Raw genomic sequence first — 15,294 nt, 5'->3', positions numbered from 1 at the left:
ACGCTTGTATAGCCGCAAGTGCCAATTCCGGGTAAGCGCTTGCCTATGCCATGGACAGGTATCAATATAACGAGCATGAGAGCACTACGCTGGCTTGCCGTTGTGATTCTGGCCCTACCGTTCGTGGTGGCCGCGGCCGATCCGGCCGCCGCCGTTTGTGGCGTCGCCCGGACCGAAAAAGCCGCCGCGCCGGTCACCGTGTGGATGTCCGGCGACTCGACGATGGCCAACCCGAGCGGGAGCTGCCCGGTCGGATGGGGGAGCCAGTTCGGCGCGTTGTTCACCAGCGGCGCGACGGTCAAGAACCTGGCGGTGGCCGGCCGGAGCATCCAGACGTGGCTCTACGAGGGCAACGTGACCGGCACGAAGGGCTCGGATGGCGAGTGCGTGCTCAGCTCGACGGCCTACTCGACCCGCTGGAACCAGATGCTCACCGGCATGAAGCCGGGCGACTACCTGGTCGTGCAGTTCGGGATCAACGACGGCGACACGGCGTGCCCGCGGCATGTCGGGACCGCCCGCTACCAGCAGCTGATGACGATGATGGCGCAGGCGGCGCTGGCCCGGGGTGCCCACCCGATCCTGCTCACCGCGGTCGCGGCGATCACCTGCTCGGGCAGCACCGCGACCAGTAACCGCGGCTTCGTCACGCAGACCCGGGCGGCTGCGGCGGCGACCGGTGCGCCCGTGATCGACCTGCAGACGTTGAGCGTCGCGCTCTACAACCGACTGCGGTTCTGCCCGAACAACGGCGACTACACCGCGGGCGCCCTCGGTGCGTTCTTCTGCAACGACCACACGCATTTCGAGGCGTACGGCGCGCAGCAGATCGCCGGCCTCGTCGCCGGCGCCCTGCGCAGCCAGGGCATTCCGCTAGCGAGCTACCTCCGGTAGGCGCCGGGCCGCCTGCGACTCCAGCGCCGCGGCGAACCGGGGCTCGTCCCACTTCTCCGACAAGGCCTGGCGCACCAGTTCGGCCTGCGTCGGCGGGGCCAGTCCGTCGACCGGCTGGTCGCGGTCGAGGTTGGTGGGGAAGGCGTAGCCCTCGGCGCTGGCCGCGATCACGTTGTCCACATCGCCCTCGAACGAGAGCAGGGCCGGATAGAGAGCGCGGCACATCGCGAGGCGGTCGACGCTCTCCATCGCCCGGCCGAACGCCGACGAGATCTGGAGCAGGTTGGCCATGCGGCGTACGCCGGTGGTGCGGTTGGTGCCGGCGCCGTGGAACAGGGCCGGGTTGAAGAACGCGGCGTCGCCCTTGGCCAGCGGCAGCTGCACGTAATGCTCGTTGAAATAGTCCGTGAATTCGGGCTGGTGGAAAGCGAGATAGCCGGGCGCGTACTTCTGCGAGTGCGGCAGATAGAGCGTCGGGCCGGTCTCGACCGGCATGTCGACGTGGGCGATCGCACCCTGCAGCGTCAGCCCGGGGGAGAGCCGGTGCGCGTGCGCCGGATAGGCCAGCGCCTGCGGTAGAGACATGAAGCCCAGGTGATAGTCGCGGTGCGCGACCTGCGCCTGGCCGCCCGGGTTGACCACGTTGATCTGCGAGGTGACCTGGTAGCCGTCGCCCAGCCACGCTCGGCTGATCAGCGTCAGGGCGGAATTCGCGTAGTACGAAGCGAATCCCATGGGATCGCGTACGGCGAACTTGTCCAGCGCACCCCAGACCCGGTCGTTCGCGCCCGGCTTGGCGAAGTGGTCGCCGCCGACGACGCCGGCCGCCTTCTGCTCCTCGATCATCGCGAAGAAGACCGCGCTCGCCCGGTCGACGACGGTAGGGTCGACGGCGTTCTTGAACACCACGATGCCCGGCCCGTCGAGCAGGGCGGAAGTGAGTTCCGGCAAGGCCGAGGCGGGCGGGTTGTCGTAGATCAGGACGTTCTGTTCGACGGCGACGGCGTGCGGATAGGACGCCGTCGAGGTGGTCTGCTCGACTACGGCCCGGAAGTCCGAGAGTCGGCAGTCATCGGGGGAAAACCAGGTAGTCATGAGGTCACGCTAAGGGCCGCCGAATATCAAGGGCCATTGATAAGACCTCAAAAACTCCTCATTCTGTACGGCGTGAAGCACCCCTACCGGATCCGCGAGATCGCCGCCCAGGCCGGACTCAGCGAGGCCACGGTCGACCGGGTCCTGCACGAGCGCGGTGGGGTACGCGACAGCACGGTCCGCGAGGTGCGGCAGGCCATCGCCGATCTCGACCGGCAGCAGTCCCAGGTCCGTCTGGGCGGCCGCACCTTCATGGTCGACGTGGTCATGCAGGCCCCGGCCCGGTTCACCGCCGCGATCAAGGGCGCGCTCGAGGCCGAGCTGCCCGCCCTGCGCCCGGCCGTGATCCGCTCCCGCTTCCACCTGTTCGACGGCCCGGCCGACCTGCCCGGCGTGCTGGCCAAGGTGGGCCGGTCCCGCTCCCAGGGCGTGATCCTCAAGGCGCCCGACACGCCCGAGGTGGTCGAGGCCGTCGGTCACCTCGGCGTCCCGGTGGTCACGCTGGTCACCGACCTGCCGACGAGCAAGCGGGTGGCCTACGTCGGCATCGACAACGCGGATGCCGGGGCGACCGCGGCCTACCTGGTCGAACAGTGGCTGGCCGAGCGGGCCGGGGACGTGCTGGTGGTCCGCGGGCGGGGATCGTTCCGCGGCGAGGACGAGCGGCTGGGCGGGTTCCGGGCCGAGATGGGCCGCCGGGCACCCAACCGGCGACTGCTCGAAGTCGTCGACGAGGAGGATCGCTCGGTCGCGGTGCACGAGCGTACGCGGGCGGTGCTGGACCGAAACCCCAGCGTGAGGGCGGTCTATTCGATGTACGCCGGAGCCGGCGGCAACGCCGCCGTGGTCGGCGCGTTCGCGGCGGCCGGCCGGAACTACGACGTCTTCGTCGCCCATGACCTCGACGACGAGAACACCGCCCTGCTGCGCACCCACGCGATCTCCGCGGTGCTGCACCACGACCTGCGGGCCGACGTGCGGCACGCCTGCCTGGCCGTGATGCGGGCGCAGGGCGCCCTGCCCGGGCGGCTGCGGTCCAACCCGTCGGCGATCCAGGTGATCACGCCGTTCAACACGCCGCCGGTCGAATTCTGAACTTTCTCGCCCGACCGGTCCGGATCCGGTCCGGCCGTTCGTCACCCTGGCAAACGACACCGAGGGAGAACGCGATGAAGTACATGATGTTCGTCTGCACCGACACCGAGCCGGAGACCGATATGTCCGGCGCGCCGGACATCGAGGTGTGGGTGGCGGAGAACGACGCGGCCGGGCGCCGGGTCACCGGCAGCGTGCTCGGCCAGCCGTCGAGCGCGACCACGGTCCGGGTGCGCGGCGGCGAGACGCTGCTCAGCGACGGCCCGTTCGCCGAGACCAAGGAGGTGATCGTGGGCTTCGACATCCTCGAGTGCGCCGACCTCGACGAGGCGATCAAGGTCGCGGCCGCGCACCCGATGGCCTGGACCGGCCGACTCGAGATCCGGCCGCTCGTTGATCTCTGACGCGGTCTCGGAGGCCGGCCGGGCCTCCTTCGCGCGGATCGTCGCCACGCTCATCCGGATCACCGGGGATTGGACGCTGGCCGAGGACTGCGCGCAGGAGGCGCTGGCCGCCGCCCTCGAGAAGTGGCCCCGAGACGGCATTCCGGGCAATCCGGGCGGGTGGCTGATGACCGTCGCCCGTAACCGGGCGATCGACACCTTGAGACGTACGGCGGTGGAGAGCCGCAAACTCCGGGAGCTGGCAGTCATGTCCGACTTTTCTCCTGAGACGCCGGAGATCGAGGACGACCGACTGCGGCTGATCTTCACCTGCTGCCATCCGGCGCTGGCGCTCGAGGCCCGGGTGGCGCTGACCCTGCGCACGATCGCCGGAGTGCCGACCGCGGACATCGCCCGCACTTTCCTGGTCACCGAGTCGACCATGACGCGGCGCATCACACGGGCCAAAACGAAGATCGCGGAGGCTCGCATCCCGTACCGCGTGCCTTCGGGCGCCGAGCTGCTCGACCGGCTGGCCGGCGTGCTCGGGGTCCTTTACCTGCTCTTCACGCGGGGGTACGACGCCGACGGTGAGCCGGCGTTCGCCGAGGAGGCGATCCGGCTGACCCGGTTGCTGGCCTCGCTGATGCCCGACGAGCCGGAGGTGTGGGGGCTGCTGGCGCTGTGCCTGTTGCAGCACTCGCGGCGGGGCGCCCGGCGGGATGCGGACGGCCGGCTGGTGACGCTGGAGCGCCAGGATCGCGCGCGGTGGGACCGGGCGATGATCGAGGAGGGGCTGGCGATTGTAGGGCGGACGCGGGTGACCGGGCCGTACACGGTGCAGGCCCGGATCGCGGCCGAGCACGTGGCCGACTCGACCGACTGGGTGGCCGTGGCCGGGTGGTACGACGCGCTGGCCGAGGCCCAGCCGACCCCGGCGGTCCGGCTCAACCGGGCGGTGGCACACGGCTATGCGTTCGGCCCGGCGGCCGGCCTCGAGCTGTTGAGCGACATTTCGGATATGCCGGAGAGTTACGTGCTCGCGGTCGAGGCCGATCTCCTTGCCCGTAGCGGCGACCGGACCCGCGCGGCGCAGTTGTTCCGCCGCGCGGCCGAAACCGCACCGTCCGAAGTGGAGCGGCTCGCGCTGCTGGCCCGGGCCGGCGAGTGGTAGCCGCCCCGCTGACCGTCTACAGCGACCGCAAGTGCCCCACGCTGCGGCGAACGTCGGCCACCGGGCCCTCTCCGACCGGCTCACTCGCCAGGATCGTGTCCTGCTCGAGCACCCACCACCCCTGGTAAGAGTGCTTGTCCAAGGCTTCCGCCACCGCCCCGAAGTCGATGTCGCCGTCGCCGAGCGGCCGGTACATCCCCTCCCGCACCGCGTCGGTGTAGGTCAGATCGCCCGCCCGCACCTTCGCTGCCAAGGCGTTGTCGACGTCCTTGGCGTGCACGTGGGCGATCCGGTCCCCGGCCTGCCGGGCCAGGGAAACCGGATCGGTCCCGCCGATCAGCAGGTGGCCGGTGTCGAGGCAGAGCGCGACGCCCGACCCCGCCAGCACCCGCTCGACCTCGGGCCCGGTCTCGACCATGGTCCCGACGTGCGGATGCAGTACCGCGATGATCCCGCGCCGCGCCGCCTCGGCACTCAACTGGTCGAGATTGGTCAGCAGTCGTCGCCAGCCGGCGTCATCCAGAGCCGGCCGCTCGTCGTAACCGTCCACTCCGGTCGCCGCGGCCAGCACCAGCACGTCCCCGGCCGCGAAGCCGTCGAAGGCGCGTTCCAGCCAGGGCCCGTCCTCGTGCAGCACGACCGGCACGAAGCCGCCGAGCGCGGTCAGCCCGTATCCGGCCAGCAGCGGGCCCGGGTCGGGCGGCAGGAATCCGGCCGGCCCGAGCTCGGTCGCGGTCAGGCCGACCTCGGCCATCTCGCGCAGCACCCGCTCGACCGGCAGCTGGTAGCCCCAGCCGGGGACCTCACACACGCCCCACGAGATCGGGGCTCCGGCGATGGCGATGTTTCCCATGGTGCGAGCGTGCAATTCGGCACGCCATGGTCGCCAGCGGGCCGGTCCATCAAAAAGACCTCAGGCGGGCGCGCCCTGCTTGTTGGCCGACTCGAGCGCGCGGGTCGACCAGCGGACCGCGTCCATATACTGCCCGGCCAGGTCGAATGTCCCGAATTCGCCGCGCTCGTAGGCGTCGACCGCCTGCAGCACCCGGCCCAGCCGGCCGGCCCCGTCGACCAGCGCGGCGACGATCTGCGGGGCGAGCGGGAACTGCTCGGTCATCGTCCGCGGCGGGGCGGCCAGGACCGCCGCGACGCCGCTGATGATGCCGGCCATGAACGCCTCGTCGCTCGGCGCGCCGAACCAGGGGGCCACGTTCTCGCACAGCCGGGCCCGGGTGAGCACGCCCAGCATGTGCTCCTCGGTCGCCCCGGCCACGTCGTCGAGCACCATCAGCACCGCCCACTGCCGGATGTGCATGAGGCCGACCATGACCACGGCCTGGCGCACCGAGGAGACCCGGTTGGCGTTGCCGACGGCGGCCGAGTTGCTGGCCCGCAGCACGCGCAGGGACAGGGCCGGGTCGCTGGCGATGATGTCGACGATCTTCTTGAGGTCGGGGTCGGGCGAGGTCAGGGCGCCGACCAGTTCGAGACGGCGCAGGCGGGAGGGGGAGAGGCTGGCCACGGTGAGCACCTGGGGGCGGCTCAGGGCGTACCCCTGGCGCAGCTCCAGGCCGTACTTGTCGGCGATGGCGATCTGCTCGGCGGTCTCGAGGCGTTCCGCCACGATCTTGATTTTGGGGAACTCGCGGCAGGCGGCGACGATCTCGTCGAGCCGGCTCAGGTCGCCGTCGAGCAGGTCCAGCTTCACGTACGAAGCGAGGCCGAACAGGCGCTCGTGCCCGGAGCCCCAGACGAAGTCGTCGAGCGCGATCGGGTAGCCCTTGGCGGCCAGTGCGGTGATCCCGTTGATCACCTCGTCGTCGATCTCGACCGTCTCCAGCACCTCGAGCACCACCTGCTCCGGCCCGAAGGGCAGCGGCAGGTTCCCGGACAGGAACTCGCGGGTCAGGTTGATGAAGCACAGCCGATCACCGGCGACCTCTTGGATGCCGAACTCGGTGAACGCGTTGATCATGACGGTGCTGGTTGCGAAGGTGTCCTGGCGGCCGGCCGCGACCGCGTCCATGCTTCCGCGGAACAGCAGCTCGAAGGCCACGACGTCGCCGTGGACGTCGAAGATCGGCTGCCGCCCGACGTGGATCAGCTGGGTGCCGTCCGAGGACACAGGTTTCACGATCCTCTTCATCGGCCGCTCGTGCCCGGACTTGACGAATTGCCTCCGCCGGTCAGACCGCTGTGCTCCAGAGCCCGTCGGCCGAGGCCAGGAGCAGGGTGTTTCCGCGGCCGGCGACCGCGACGGGGGCGGCCGGAGCCGATTTCGAGGACCCGTCGACCCAAAGGCCACCCCCGGCGACGACCGGCTTTCCGCCGGCCAGGGTCAGCGACCGTACGCCGGAAGGATCGCCCCCGAACGCATCCCCGGCCGTCCACCTCCCGGCATGCCATCGCCACACCTCGAACCGGTCGCCGCGCACCCCGGCCGCCACCAGGTCACCTCCGTCCCGCACCACCCGCTGGATCTCGTTGTAGCCGGTGGCGGCCGGTGGATCGTCGCGCGTCCAGGTCGTCCCGTCCGTGGTCAGCCACACCGCAGCCCGCTCGTCGAGGCTGTTCTTCACTGCCGCCCCGCCGACGAACGCCCACCGTCCGTCCAGAAAAACGGCGTCCCGCGCCATCGTCTGGTGCCCGGCGTCGTCGGCGAGTCCGGGCGCGTCCTCGACCAGGCGGAACGTGCGCCCGTCGCCCGAGAACCAGGCCGCGGCCCCGCTGACCCGGTCGCCGGCGATCGCGAAGCCCTCGGGACCGGCCGCGATCCGGCCGACGCCACCGGCTCGTTCCCCGCCGTACGTCTCGAAGGGTGCCGAATTCTCGGCCATGACCCCTTTATCCCACCGCCAGGTGCTGACCCGGGGGTTTCCGTGTGCGCCGCCGGGGATCGCGCCGACCATCGCGACCTTGCCGCCCGAGCAGGCCACGCTCTGGATCACCTGGTTGGGTCCGTAGTAGCTGGTCGGCAGGGGCCGGAAGGTCACCGGCGTCCAGGTCCGGCCGTCGGTGCTCGTCCAGGCGGCCGGATGCGTGGCGCCGTCCTTGGTCGCGCCGGCCGCATACCAATGGCCGTCGCAGTCGGCCAGGTCGTGCAGTTCGAGTGTGCCGCGGACCGGCAGGTCGAGGCGGGTCCAGCGGGTGTGCGCGGGCTTGCTGCAAGCGCTGACCGCCAGCGCCGCCACGAGGACGGCGATTGCGCAAGAAAGCGATTGCTTCATGTAATCACCGAGCAGACGGCCGAAAATAGCCGACAAGGCCTTGTGGACTTCATCACAGGAATTCTATGGTCACCAGCACGTCCTCCCATCGATGAAAAGAGCGCGTCGATGTTCCTTGAATTCCGTCGGCCGCGGCTGGCCGCCGCGGCCACGGCCTCGATAGTCGGCCTCGGCCTGGTGGTCAGCGCGGCCGGTTCCGCGTACGCATCGGGCCCGGCACCCACCACGACCCGCGCCGCCCTCGATCCGTCCCTGGTCTCGGGTCGCGGAGCGACCGTCCCGTTCGTCGAGCAGGAGGCCGAGAAGGCCGTCACCACCGGCTCCGTCATCGGCCCCGGCCGCAGCGCCTACACCCTGCCCGCCGAGGCGTCGGGCCGCTCGGCGGTCCAGCTCGCCCCGGGGCAGTACGTCGAGTTCACCCTGCCCAGGACCGCCAACGCGATCACCGTGCGCTACAGCATCCCGGACGCGCCGAACGGCGGCGGCCGCACCGCGCCGCTGTCGGTCAAGGCCGGCAAGGACTCCCGCACGATGTCCCTGACCTCGCAGTACGCGTGGCTCTACAACCTCTACCCGTTCACCAACGACCCGAACGCGGACGTGCTCCACCCGGACTGGTGGATCACCGAGTGCAGCTGTGTGCCCAACTCGACCACCCCGCCGTTCACGGTCACCAAGCCGTTCCGGCCCAACCACTTCTACGACGAACAGCGCCTGCTGCTCGGCAAGACGTACGCGGCCGGCACCAAGATCCGGCTGACCGCCTCGTCGGCCGCCGCGTCGACCGTGATCGACCTGATGGACTCCGAGCTCGTCGGGCCGCCCCGAATCGACCTGCTGGCGGCCAACGTGCTGCTGTTCGGGGCCGACCCGACCGGCCGCCGCGACTCGGCCGACGCCTTCGACAAGGCGATCGCCTTCGCCCGCAAGGCCAGGCTCAAGGTGTACGTGCCGCCGGGCACCTACCAGGTCAACCGGCACATCATCGTCGACAACGTGACGATCGAGGGCGCCGGCAACTGGTACACGATCGTCAAGGGCCACGAGGTCGCGCTCTCGACCCCGGCCCCGGACGGCTCGGTGCACACCGGCGTCGGCTTCTACGGCAAGGACGCCTCGGCCGGGGGCAGCCACAACGTGCACCTGTCCGGGTTCGCGATCGAGGGTGACGTGCGCGAACGCATCGACACCGACCAGGTCAACGGCATCGGCGGCGCCATGAGCGACTCGACGATCGACGGCCTCTACATCCATCACACCAAGGTCGGCCTGTGGTTCGACGGTCCGATGTCGAATCTCGAGATCACCAACAACGTGATCGCCGACCAGATCGCCGACGGGCTCAACTTCCACACCGGCGTCACCGACTCGCTGGTGCGCAACAACTTCATCCGCAACACCGGCGACGACGCGCTGGCGATGTGGTCGGAGAAGGTTTCCGACGCCCGCGATGTCTTCGACCACAACACCGTGCAGACGCCGGTGCTGGCCAACGGCATCGCGATCTACGGGGGCACCGACAACACGGTGTCGAACAACCTGGTCGCCGACCCGATCCGCGAGGGCAGCGGGCTGCACGCGGGCTCCCGGTTCGGGGCCGAGGCGTTCACCGGCTATCTCAAGTTCACCGGCAACACCACGGTGCGGGCCGGCACGTACGAGCTGAACTGGAACATCGGGCTCGGCGCGATCTGGCTCTACGCGCTGGAGAAGAACATGAGCGCCGACATCGAGGTGACCGGGGACGACTTCCTCGACAACACCTACAACGCGATCATGGAGGTCGCCGACTTCCCGGTGAAGGACCTCTACTCGATCACCAACGTCCACTACAAGGACATCAAGGTCGACGGCACCGGTACGAGCGTGCTCAGCGCCCGGGTGGCCGGCGGTGCCACGTTCGAGAACGTCGACGCCCGCAACGTCGGGGCGGTCGGCATCAACAACTGCGGCTCGTTCAACTTCACGCCGGCCGGCTCCGAGTTCACGGTGACCGACCTGGGTGGGAACGACGGAGGATGGCTCTCTCCGTGGGAGCTGCCCAACACGATCACGTGTGACGACCGGCCGCCGGTCGTCGCGCCTCCCGCCCCTTCGGCCTGGTGAAAGGCCGCGCGGCCTCGTTCCGACATTTCGGGCGGGGCCGCGCGGCTGCTAGCCTGATCAGCCGGAGACTCAGGGCGCGGAAAATGTGGGGCGAAAAGTGAGCCAGACGCTGTTGGTGACCGGTGGCGCCGGATTTGTCGGAGCCAACCTGATCAAGGCGTTGCTCGCCGACTTCCCGACCGCGACGATCGTCTCGCTCGACAACTACTTCACCGGCTCGCCGGAAAACCACAGCAACGACCCGAGGGTGACCTACCTCGACGGATCGACGGTCGACATCGCCAAGATCTGGGCCGGTCGCGGGCTGCCCAGCCCCGAGATCGTCTTTCACCTGGGCGAATACTCGCGGATCGTGCAGTCGTTCGACGACCACGACCTGACCTGGGACTTCAACCTCCACGGCACCAAGGAGGTGGTCAAGTTCGCGTCGGCCAACGGGTCGAAGCTGATCTACGCGGGCTCGTCGTCGAAGTTCGGCAACGACGGGGAGGACGAAAACCTCAACCCGTACGCCTGGACCAAGGCGAAGAACATCGAATACATCCGTAACTACGCGAACTGGTACGGACTCGACTACGCGATCACCTACTTCTACAACGTCTACGGCCCCGGGCAGATCGGCCAGGGCAAGTACGCGACCGTGATCGGCATCTTCGAAAACCAGTACCTGACCGGTGAGCCGCTGACCGTGGTCTCGCCCGGCACCCAGACCCGCGACTTCACCCACGTCGACGACATCGTCCGCGGGATCGTGCTGGTCGCCCAGAAGGGCTCGGGCGACGGCTACCTGCTGGGCACCGGTCACGAGTGGCCGCTGCTCGAGGTCGCGAAGCTCTTCAAGACGGCATATGTGCTGGTGCCGCCCCTGCGCGGGGAACGCGTGCGGGGTCAGGCCGACACCACCCAGGCGGGCGAACTGGGCTGGGCCCCGCGGCGCCGGCTCGACGAATACATCGCGTCGTTCGTGGCCGCCAACCCGCGGCCGGCCGGTTCATGACCTCAGTCACTTGGCCCGGCGACGGGCGCGGGGGCGGAGTTGACTGGGGTGTGTGCGCCGCGCCCTGACCCTCGTGCTCGCGACCGCCTGCGGGCTGACCGTCGCCAACCTCTACTACTCGCAGCCGCTGCTCGACCTGATCGCCCACACGTTCGGCGTGAGCCAGGGCGCGGCCGCGATCATCGTGACGTTCACCCAGGCCGGGTACGCACTGGGCCTGCTGTTCCTGCTGCCGCTCGGTGACCTGGTCGAAAATCGCAAGCTGACCACGCGCCTGCTCGCCGGAACGGCCGGTTCCCTGCTTCTGGCGGCGGTCTGCCCGGCGTACCCGATCTTTTTGGTCATCTCGGTTCTGGTCGGCCTGACCTCGGTGGTGGCCCAGATCCTGGTGCCGCTCGCGGCCCACCTGGCGCCGCCCGAGCAGCGCGGAGCGTTCGTCGGCAAGGTGATGAGCGGGCTGATCCTCGGCATCCTGCTCGCCCGCACGGTGTCCAGCTTCGTGGCCGACCTGTGGGGCTGGCGGACGATCTACTTCATCTCGGCCGGGCTGATGGTGGTGCTGGCCGTGGTGCTGCGCCGGATGCTGCCGGAACGCGCGCCCGACCACACCGCGGGGTACGCCTCGCTGCTGTTTTCGGTGGTGAAACTGGCTCGCGAGGAGCCGGTGCTGCGGCGCCGGGCGTTGTGCCAGGCGACGATGTTCGCCGCTTTCAGCGCCTTCTGGACCGCGATCGCCTACGAACTGATCGGCGAGCACGGCTTCAGCCAGGCCCAGATCGCGATCTTCGCGCTGGTCGGCGCGGGCGGCGCGGCGGCGGCCCCCCTCGGGGGCAAGCTCGCCGACCGAGGGTACGGGGTGGTGGGCGCGGGGGTCGCCCTGCTGTTGGGGACCCTGACCATGGTGCTGGCCGCCGTGGGGCACCGCAGTGTAGTGCTCCTGGCCGTGGCCGCCGTGCTGCTCGACTTCGCCGTGCAGATCCACCAGGTCTCGTCCCAGCAGGAGATCTACGCCCTGCGGGCGGACGCGCGGGCGCGCGTCAACACCGTCTTCATGACCACGGTCTTCACCGGCGGGGCGATCTCGTCGGCGCTCACCGGCGCGCTTCACCACCGGTACGGCTGGACCGGCACCTGTGTGATCGGAGCCGTGTTCCCCCTGATCGGGCTGGCGATCTGGGCCTTCGGGCGCCGTGCGGTGGGGTCCCCGGCCGTCGAGCCCGAGCGGGTCTCCGTGCCGTGAGACGCCGCTCACCAATGTGCACGGGGCATGCGTTTATCTCGTCCGTTTCCGTTCCACTTCGGGAATGGCCATCAGGTCCCTAATTTGGGCCACCCGAGAATCCCCTAATCCCCCAACGGTGCCCGTTCGGCGCCGATGTGCTGCCCGGCAAACTTGCTGGTAGAAGCTTTTTCGGTGGCGCTCCGTGACTAGGGCAGAGCTTTCTGTTAGTCACTCGTTCGGTGCGTTCTGTCGGCATCGAGACTTGGGCATGTCTCGCACGTTTCTCTGCATTGGAAAGGGCGACCGGGCCACATTAGAGTGAGCATGAACTCCACTCCGGACATCGCGTCCCGTCGACCGAAGGATGCTCATGCCCGACACGCCTTCCGTTCCTGACGAGAGCTCCCGGCTAGCTCAGCTGACCTGGCTCATCGCCCTGCCGGCGACAATTTCCGCCGCGCTGCTGGCGGCGACCGCCGGCTATCTGGCCAACGGTGATCACACCGTTCTCCAGATGCTCCTCGCGGCCGCGATCGTGATCGTCCTCGGCACCGCGGTCTATGCGATCGGCAAGGTCCGCCGCGGGGGCGAGCGGTCGGCCGAGCTGCGCGCGATGGCCGTCGAGTCACGGTCCGGGCTGCTCCAGAGCCGCTCCGAGTTGACCGAGAGCCGCTCCGAGCTCGTCGAGACGCGCGCTCAACTGGGCGACACCCGCAACGAGCTGGCCGGCGCGCGGGCCGAGATCGAGCGGCTCGCCGAGCGGCTCCGGCAGGCCGAGGCCGCGCCCGCGCCGATGCCGCCGCCCGGTCACCCGAGCGGCCGGCAGGTCGAGGTCTTCGTCAACCTCTCCCGGCGGCTCCAGTCGCTGGTGCACCGCGAGATCAAGCTGCTCGACGCCCTGGAAAACGAGGTCGAAGACCCTGACCTGCTCAAGGGCCTGTTCCAGGTCGACCACCTGGCGACCCGCATCCGGCGGCACGCCGAAAACCTGGCCGTGCTCGGCGGATCGGTCTCCCGCCGGCAGTGGAGCCGGCCGGTCGCCCTCACCGAGGTGCTGCGCTCGGCGATCGCCGAGGTCGAGCACTACTCGCGGGTCAAGCTGGTGCCGCCGATCGAGGGCACGCTGCCCGGCCACGCGGTCGCCAGCGTCGTCCACCTCATCGCCGAGCTGATCGAAAACGCGACGATGTTCGCGCCGCCGCAGACCCAGGTGATGCTGCGGGCCCAGCGGGTGGCGGCCGGCGTCGCCGTCGAGGTGGAGGACCGCGGCCTCGGCATGCAGCGCGGCGACCAGGAGCGCATCAACCAGCTGCTGGTCAACCCCGACCACATCAACCTCGACGACCTGCTGCGCGACGGCCGCATCGGGCTCTACGTGGTCTCGGTGATCGCGCGCCAGCACGGCGTCGTGGTCCAGCTGCAGACCAACATCTACGGCGGCACCCAGGCCATCATCATCCTGCCGCAGCCGCTGCTCGACTCGCAGACCACGGCCGGTCACCTCCGGCCCGGGGCCGCGCGACCCGAGAGCCTCACCGAGCTGACCACCGAGATCCCCCAGCAGTCGTCCTGGCCAGTCTCCCCGCCACCGGCCGCCCAGCCTCTCGCCGCCCAGCCCTTCGCGGCCCAGCCGCTCGCCGCCCAGCCCTCCGCCGCTCAGCCTCTCGCGGCCCAGCCTTTCGCGGCCCAGCCTCTCGCCGCCCAGCCTTTCGCGGCGCAGTCCTCCCCTGCCCAGTCCCTGCCCACCCGGCCCTCTGCTGCCCAGCCCTCTGCTGCCCAGCCCTCTGCTGCCCAGCCCTCCGCTGCCCAGCCCCTGCCTGGCCGGCCTTCTGCTGCCCAGCCCTCCGCTGCGGCCCAGCCCTTTGCCGATCGCTACGCCGCCCAACCGTTCGCCGAGCCCTATGCCGCTCCGGCCACGGGCGCACCACAGACGGCGACCGACCTTCCGACTGGACCTTTCGCCGGATCACCCGCCCGCCTTTCCTCCGGCCTGTCCGCCGGGTCGTTCGGCGATCCCGGGGCGGGTCCGTCCGCCGGGCCTTTCGGTGAGCCGCCGGCCGGTTCATCGGCGGGGGCATTCGGCGAGTCCGCGGCTGGCCCGTCCAACGGGTCGTTCGGTGAGTCGGCGGCCCGCTCGTCCAACGGGTCGTTCGGTGAGTCGGGGGGCCGCTCTGCCGGGTCGTTCGGTGAGCGGGCGGCGGGCCGCTCCGCCGGGTCGTTCGGTGAGCCCGCCGCCGGTTCGCCTACCGGGCCGCTCGGGGAGCCGACGGCCGGGCTGTCCACCGGTTCGTTCGGTGAGCCGGCGCCGGGTTCCTCCGCCAGTCCGTCCGCCGCTTCTTTCGCCGGCACTTTGGCCGAGCCGACTGCCGGGTCCTCTGCTCAGTCTTCCAACGGGTCGTCCTCCGGACCTTCCGCCGGGTCTTCGTCCGGCGGGCCGGAGCGACCGTCCACGCTGCCCCCGCTTCCGCGGCGGCGCAGCCAGACCCACATGGTGCCGCAGCTGCAGCTCGGTCCGCCCGCGCCGGCGCCCGAGCCGACCGGCGAACACAACCCGGCGCTGATGGCCTCGTTCATGCACGGCGTCTCCCAGGGTGAGGCCGACCCGGCCGGCCCCGACCGTCTTTAGTTTTATCTCCCACCCCTCCCCGAGGAAGGTTCGGCTCACATGTCGAGCACCGATCCCGTACGCCCCGCCCAGGACCTCGTCTGGCTCCTGTCCGGCCTGGCCGACCGTGTCCCGGACACCCGAAGCGCCCTGCTCCTGTCGTCCGACGGGCTGCGTAAGGCCGCGCACGGGCTCGACGACGACGGCGCCGATCACCTCGCCGCGGTCGCATCGGGCCTCTTCTCGCTGGCCCGCAGCGCCGGCTCCCGGTTCGGGGCGACCGACGGGGTGCGGCAGGTCGTCTGCGAACTCGACGACTCGCTGCTGTTCGTCTCGGCGGCCGGCTCCGGGGCGGTGCTCGCGGTGATCGCCGGGAGGGCCGCCGACCCCGGGGTGCTGGGCTACGAGATGGCCCAGTTGGTCAAGTCCGTCCGTCCGTACCTGTCCACACCGAGCCGGCACGAGTTTGAGACCCCCGGTGTTCTCGGACGGTGAC

General features: G+C 70.1%; 13 protein-coding genes. 9 read left to right on the top strand and 4 right to left on the bottom strand.

Going from position 1 to position 15,294, the window contains the following annotated elements; translation table 11 throughout:
* Positions 1-75: 75 nt before the first annotated feature.
* Complete coding sequence (locus tag AB0M88_RS16200; protein WP_364101755.1) at positions 76-894, top strand: GDSL-type esterase/lipase family protein; 819 nt, start codon at positions 76-78, stop codon at positions 892-894.
* Here the strand turns inward: AB0M88_RS16200 and AB0M88_RS16195 are convergent.
* A complete protein-coding gene (locus AB0M88_RS16195) occupies positions 874-1,989 on the bottom strand; it encodes a phytanoyl-CoA dioxygenase family protein (protein ID WP_364101753.1) in 1,116 nt (371 codons plus the stop codon). The genes AB0M88_RS16200 and AB0M88_RS16195 overlap by 21 nt on opposite strands.
* A 72-nt stretch (positions 1,990-2,061) precedes the next feature.
* On the opposite strand from AB0M88_RS16195, the gene AB0M88_RS16190 reads away from it, so the two are divergent.
* From AB0M88_RS16190 to AB0M88_RS16180, 3 genes are all read left to right on the top strand, one after another.
* Positions 2,062-3,084: a LacI family DNA-binding transcriptional regulator gene (locus AB0M88_RS16190; protein WP_364101750.1), complete on the top strand. Its 1,023-nt coding sequence runs from the start codon at positions 2,062-2,064 to the stop codon at positions 3,082-3,084.
* 74 nt (positions 3,085-3,158) lie between these two features.
* Complete coding sequence (locus AB0M88_RS16185; RefSeq protein WP_364101747.1) at positions 3,159-3,488, top strand: YciI family protein; 330 nt, start codon at positions 3,159-3,161, stop codon at positions 3,486-3,488.
* Positions 3,478-4,641 (top strand): sigma-70 family RNA polymerase sigma factor, encoded by a 1,164-nt coding sequence (locus tag AB0M88_RS16180; protein ID WP_364101744.1) that lies wholly within the window; start codon positions 3,478-3,480, stop codon positions 4,639-4,641. The genes AB0M88_RS16185 and AB0M88_RS16180 overlap by 11 nt, the downstream gene beginning before the upstream one ends.
* A 16-nt stretch (positions 4,642-4,657) precedes the next feature.
* Here AB0M88_RS16180 and AB0M88_RS16175 read toward each other — a convergent pair whose 3' ends face one another.
* From AB0M88_RS16175 to AB0M88_RS16165, 3 genes are read right to left on the bottom strand one after another with little or no spacing between them, the layout of a single operon-like run.
* Entirely contained in the window at positions 4,658-5,494 is an 837-nt protein-coding gene (locus AB0M88_RS16175; protein WP_364101741.1) for a TIM barrel protein, read from the bottom strand.
* 60 nt (positions 5,495-5,554) lie between these two features.
* A complete protein-coding gene (locus AB0M88_RS16170) occupies positions 5,555-6,775 on the bottom strand; it encodes an HDOD domain-containing protein (protein ID WP_364101739.1) in 1,221 nt (406 codons plus the stop codon).
* A gap of 52 nt (positions 6,776-6,827) precedes the next feature.
* Positions 6,828-7,868 carry a hypothetical protein gene (locus AB0M88_RS16165; RefSeq protein ID WP_364101736.1) on the bottom strand — a complete coding sequence of 347 codons (1,041 nt, stop codon included), beginning with the start codon at positions 7,866-7,868 and terminating at the stop codon, positions 6,828-6,830.
* 108 nt (positions 7,869-7,976) lie between these two features.
* Between AB0M88_RS16165 and AB0M88_RS16160 the strand changes: the two genes are divergently transcribed.
* The 5 genes from AB0M88_RS16160 to AB0M88_RS16140 all read left to right on the top strand — a co-directional run bounded on the left by AB0M88_RS16160 (position 7,977) and on the right by AB0M88_RS16140 (position 15,293).
* On the top strand, positions 7,977-9,974 hold the full coding sequence (locus AB0M88_RS16160) for a glycosyl hydrolase family 28-related protein (protein WP_364101733.1): 1,998 nt from the start codon (positions 7,977-7,979) through the stop codon (positions 9,972-9,974).
* 97 nt (positions 9,975-10,071) lie between these two features.
* Positions 10,072-10,971, top strand: coding sequence for an NAD-dependent epimerase/dehydratase family protein (locus tag AB0M88_RS16155; RefSeq protein ID WP_364101730.1), 900 nt, complete (start codon positions 10,072-10,074; stop codon positions 10,969-10,971).
* 52 nt (positions 10,972-11,023) lie between these two features.
* Positions 11,024-12,211 (top strand): MFS transporter, encoded by a 1,188-nt coding sequence (locus AB0M88_RS16150; RefSeq protein ID WP_364101727.1) that lies wholly within the window; start codon positions 11,024-11,026, stop codon positions 12,209-12,211.
* Positions 12,212-12,563: 352 nt separating this feature from the next.
* Positions 12,564-14,819 (top strand): ATP-binding protein, encoded by a 2,256-nt coding sequence (locus AB0M88_RS16145; protein ID WP_364101724.1) that lies wholly within the window; start codon positions 12,564-12,566, stop codon positions 14,817-14,819.
* 39 nt (positions 14,820-14,858) lie between these two features.
* Positions 14,859-15,293, top strand: a complete 435-nt coding sequence (locus AB0M88_RS16140; protein WP_364101722.1) for a roadblock/LC7 domain-containing protein — start codon at positions 14,859-14,861, stop codon at positions 15,291-15,293.
* Position 15,294: the final 1 nt, after the last annotated feature.

Origin of the sequence: Actinoplanes sp. NPDC051411 (assembly GCF_040682075.1) — a bacterium.
Classification (GTDB): Bacteria; Actinomycetota; Actinomycetes; order Mycobacteriales; family Micromonosporaceae; genus Actinoplanes.
The sequence above is the reverse complement of the archived record's forward strand: the minus strand, read 5'-3'. Positions and strand labels throughout refer to the sequence as shown.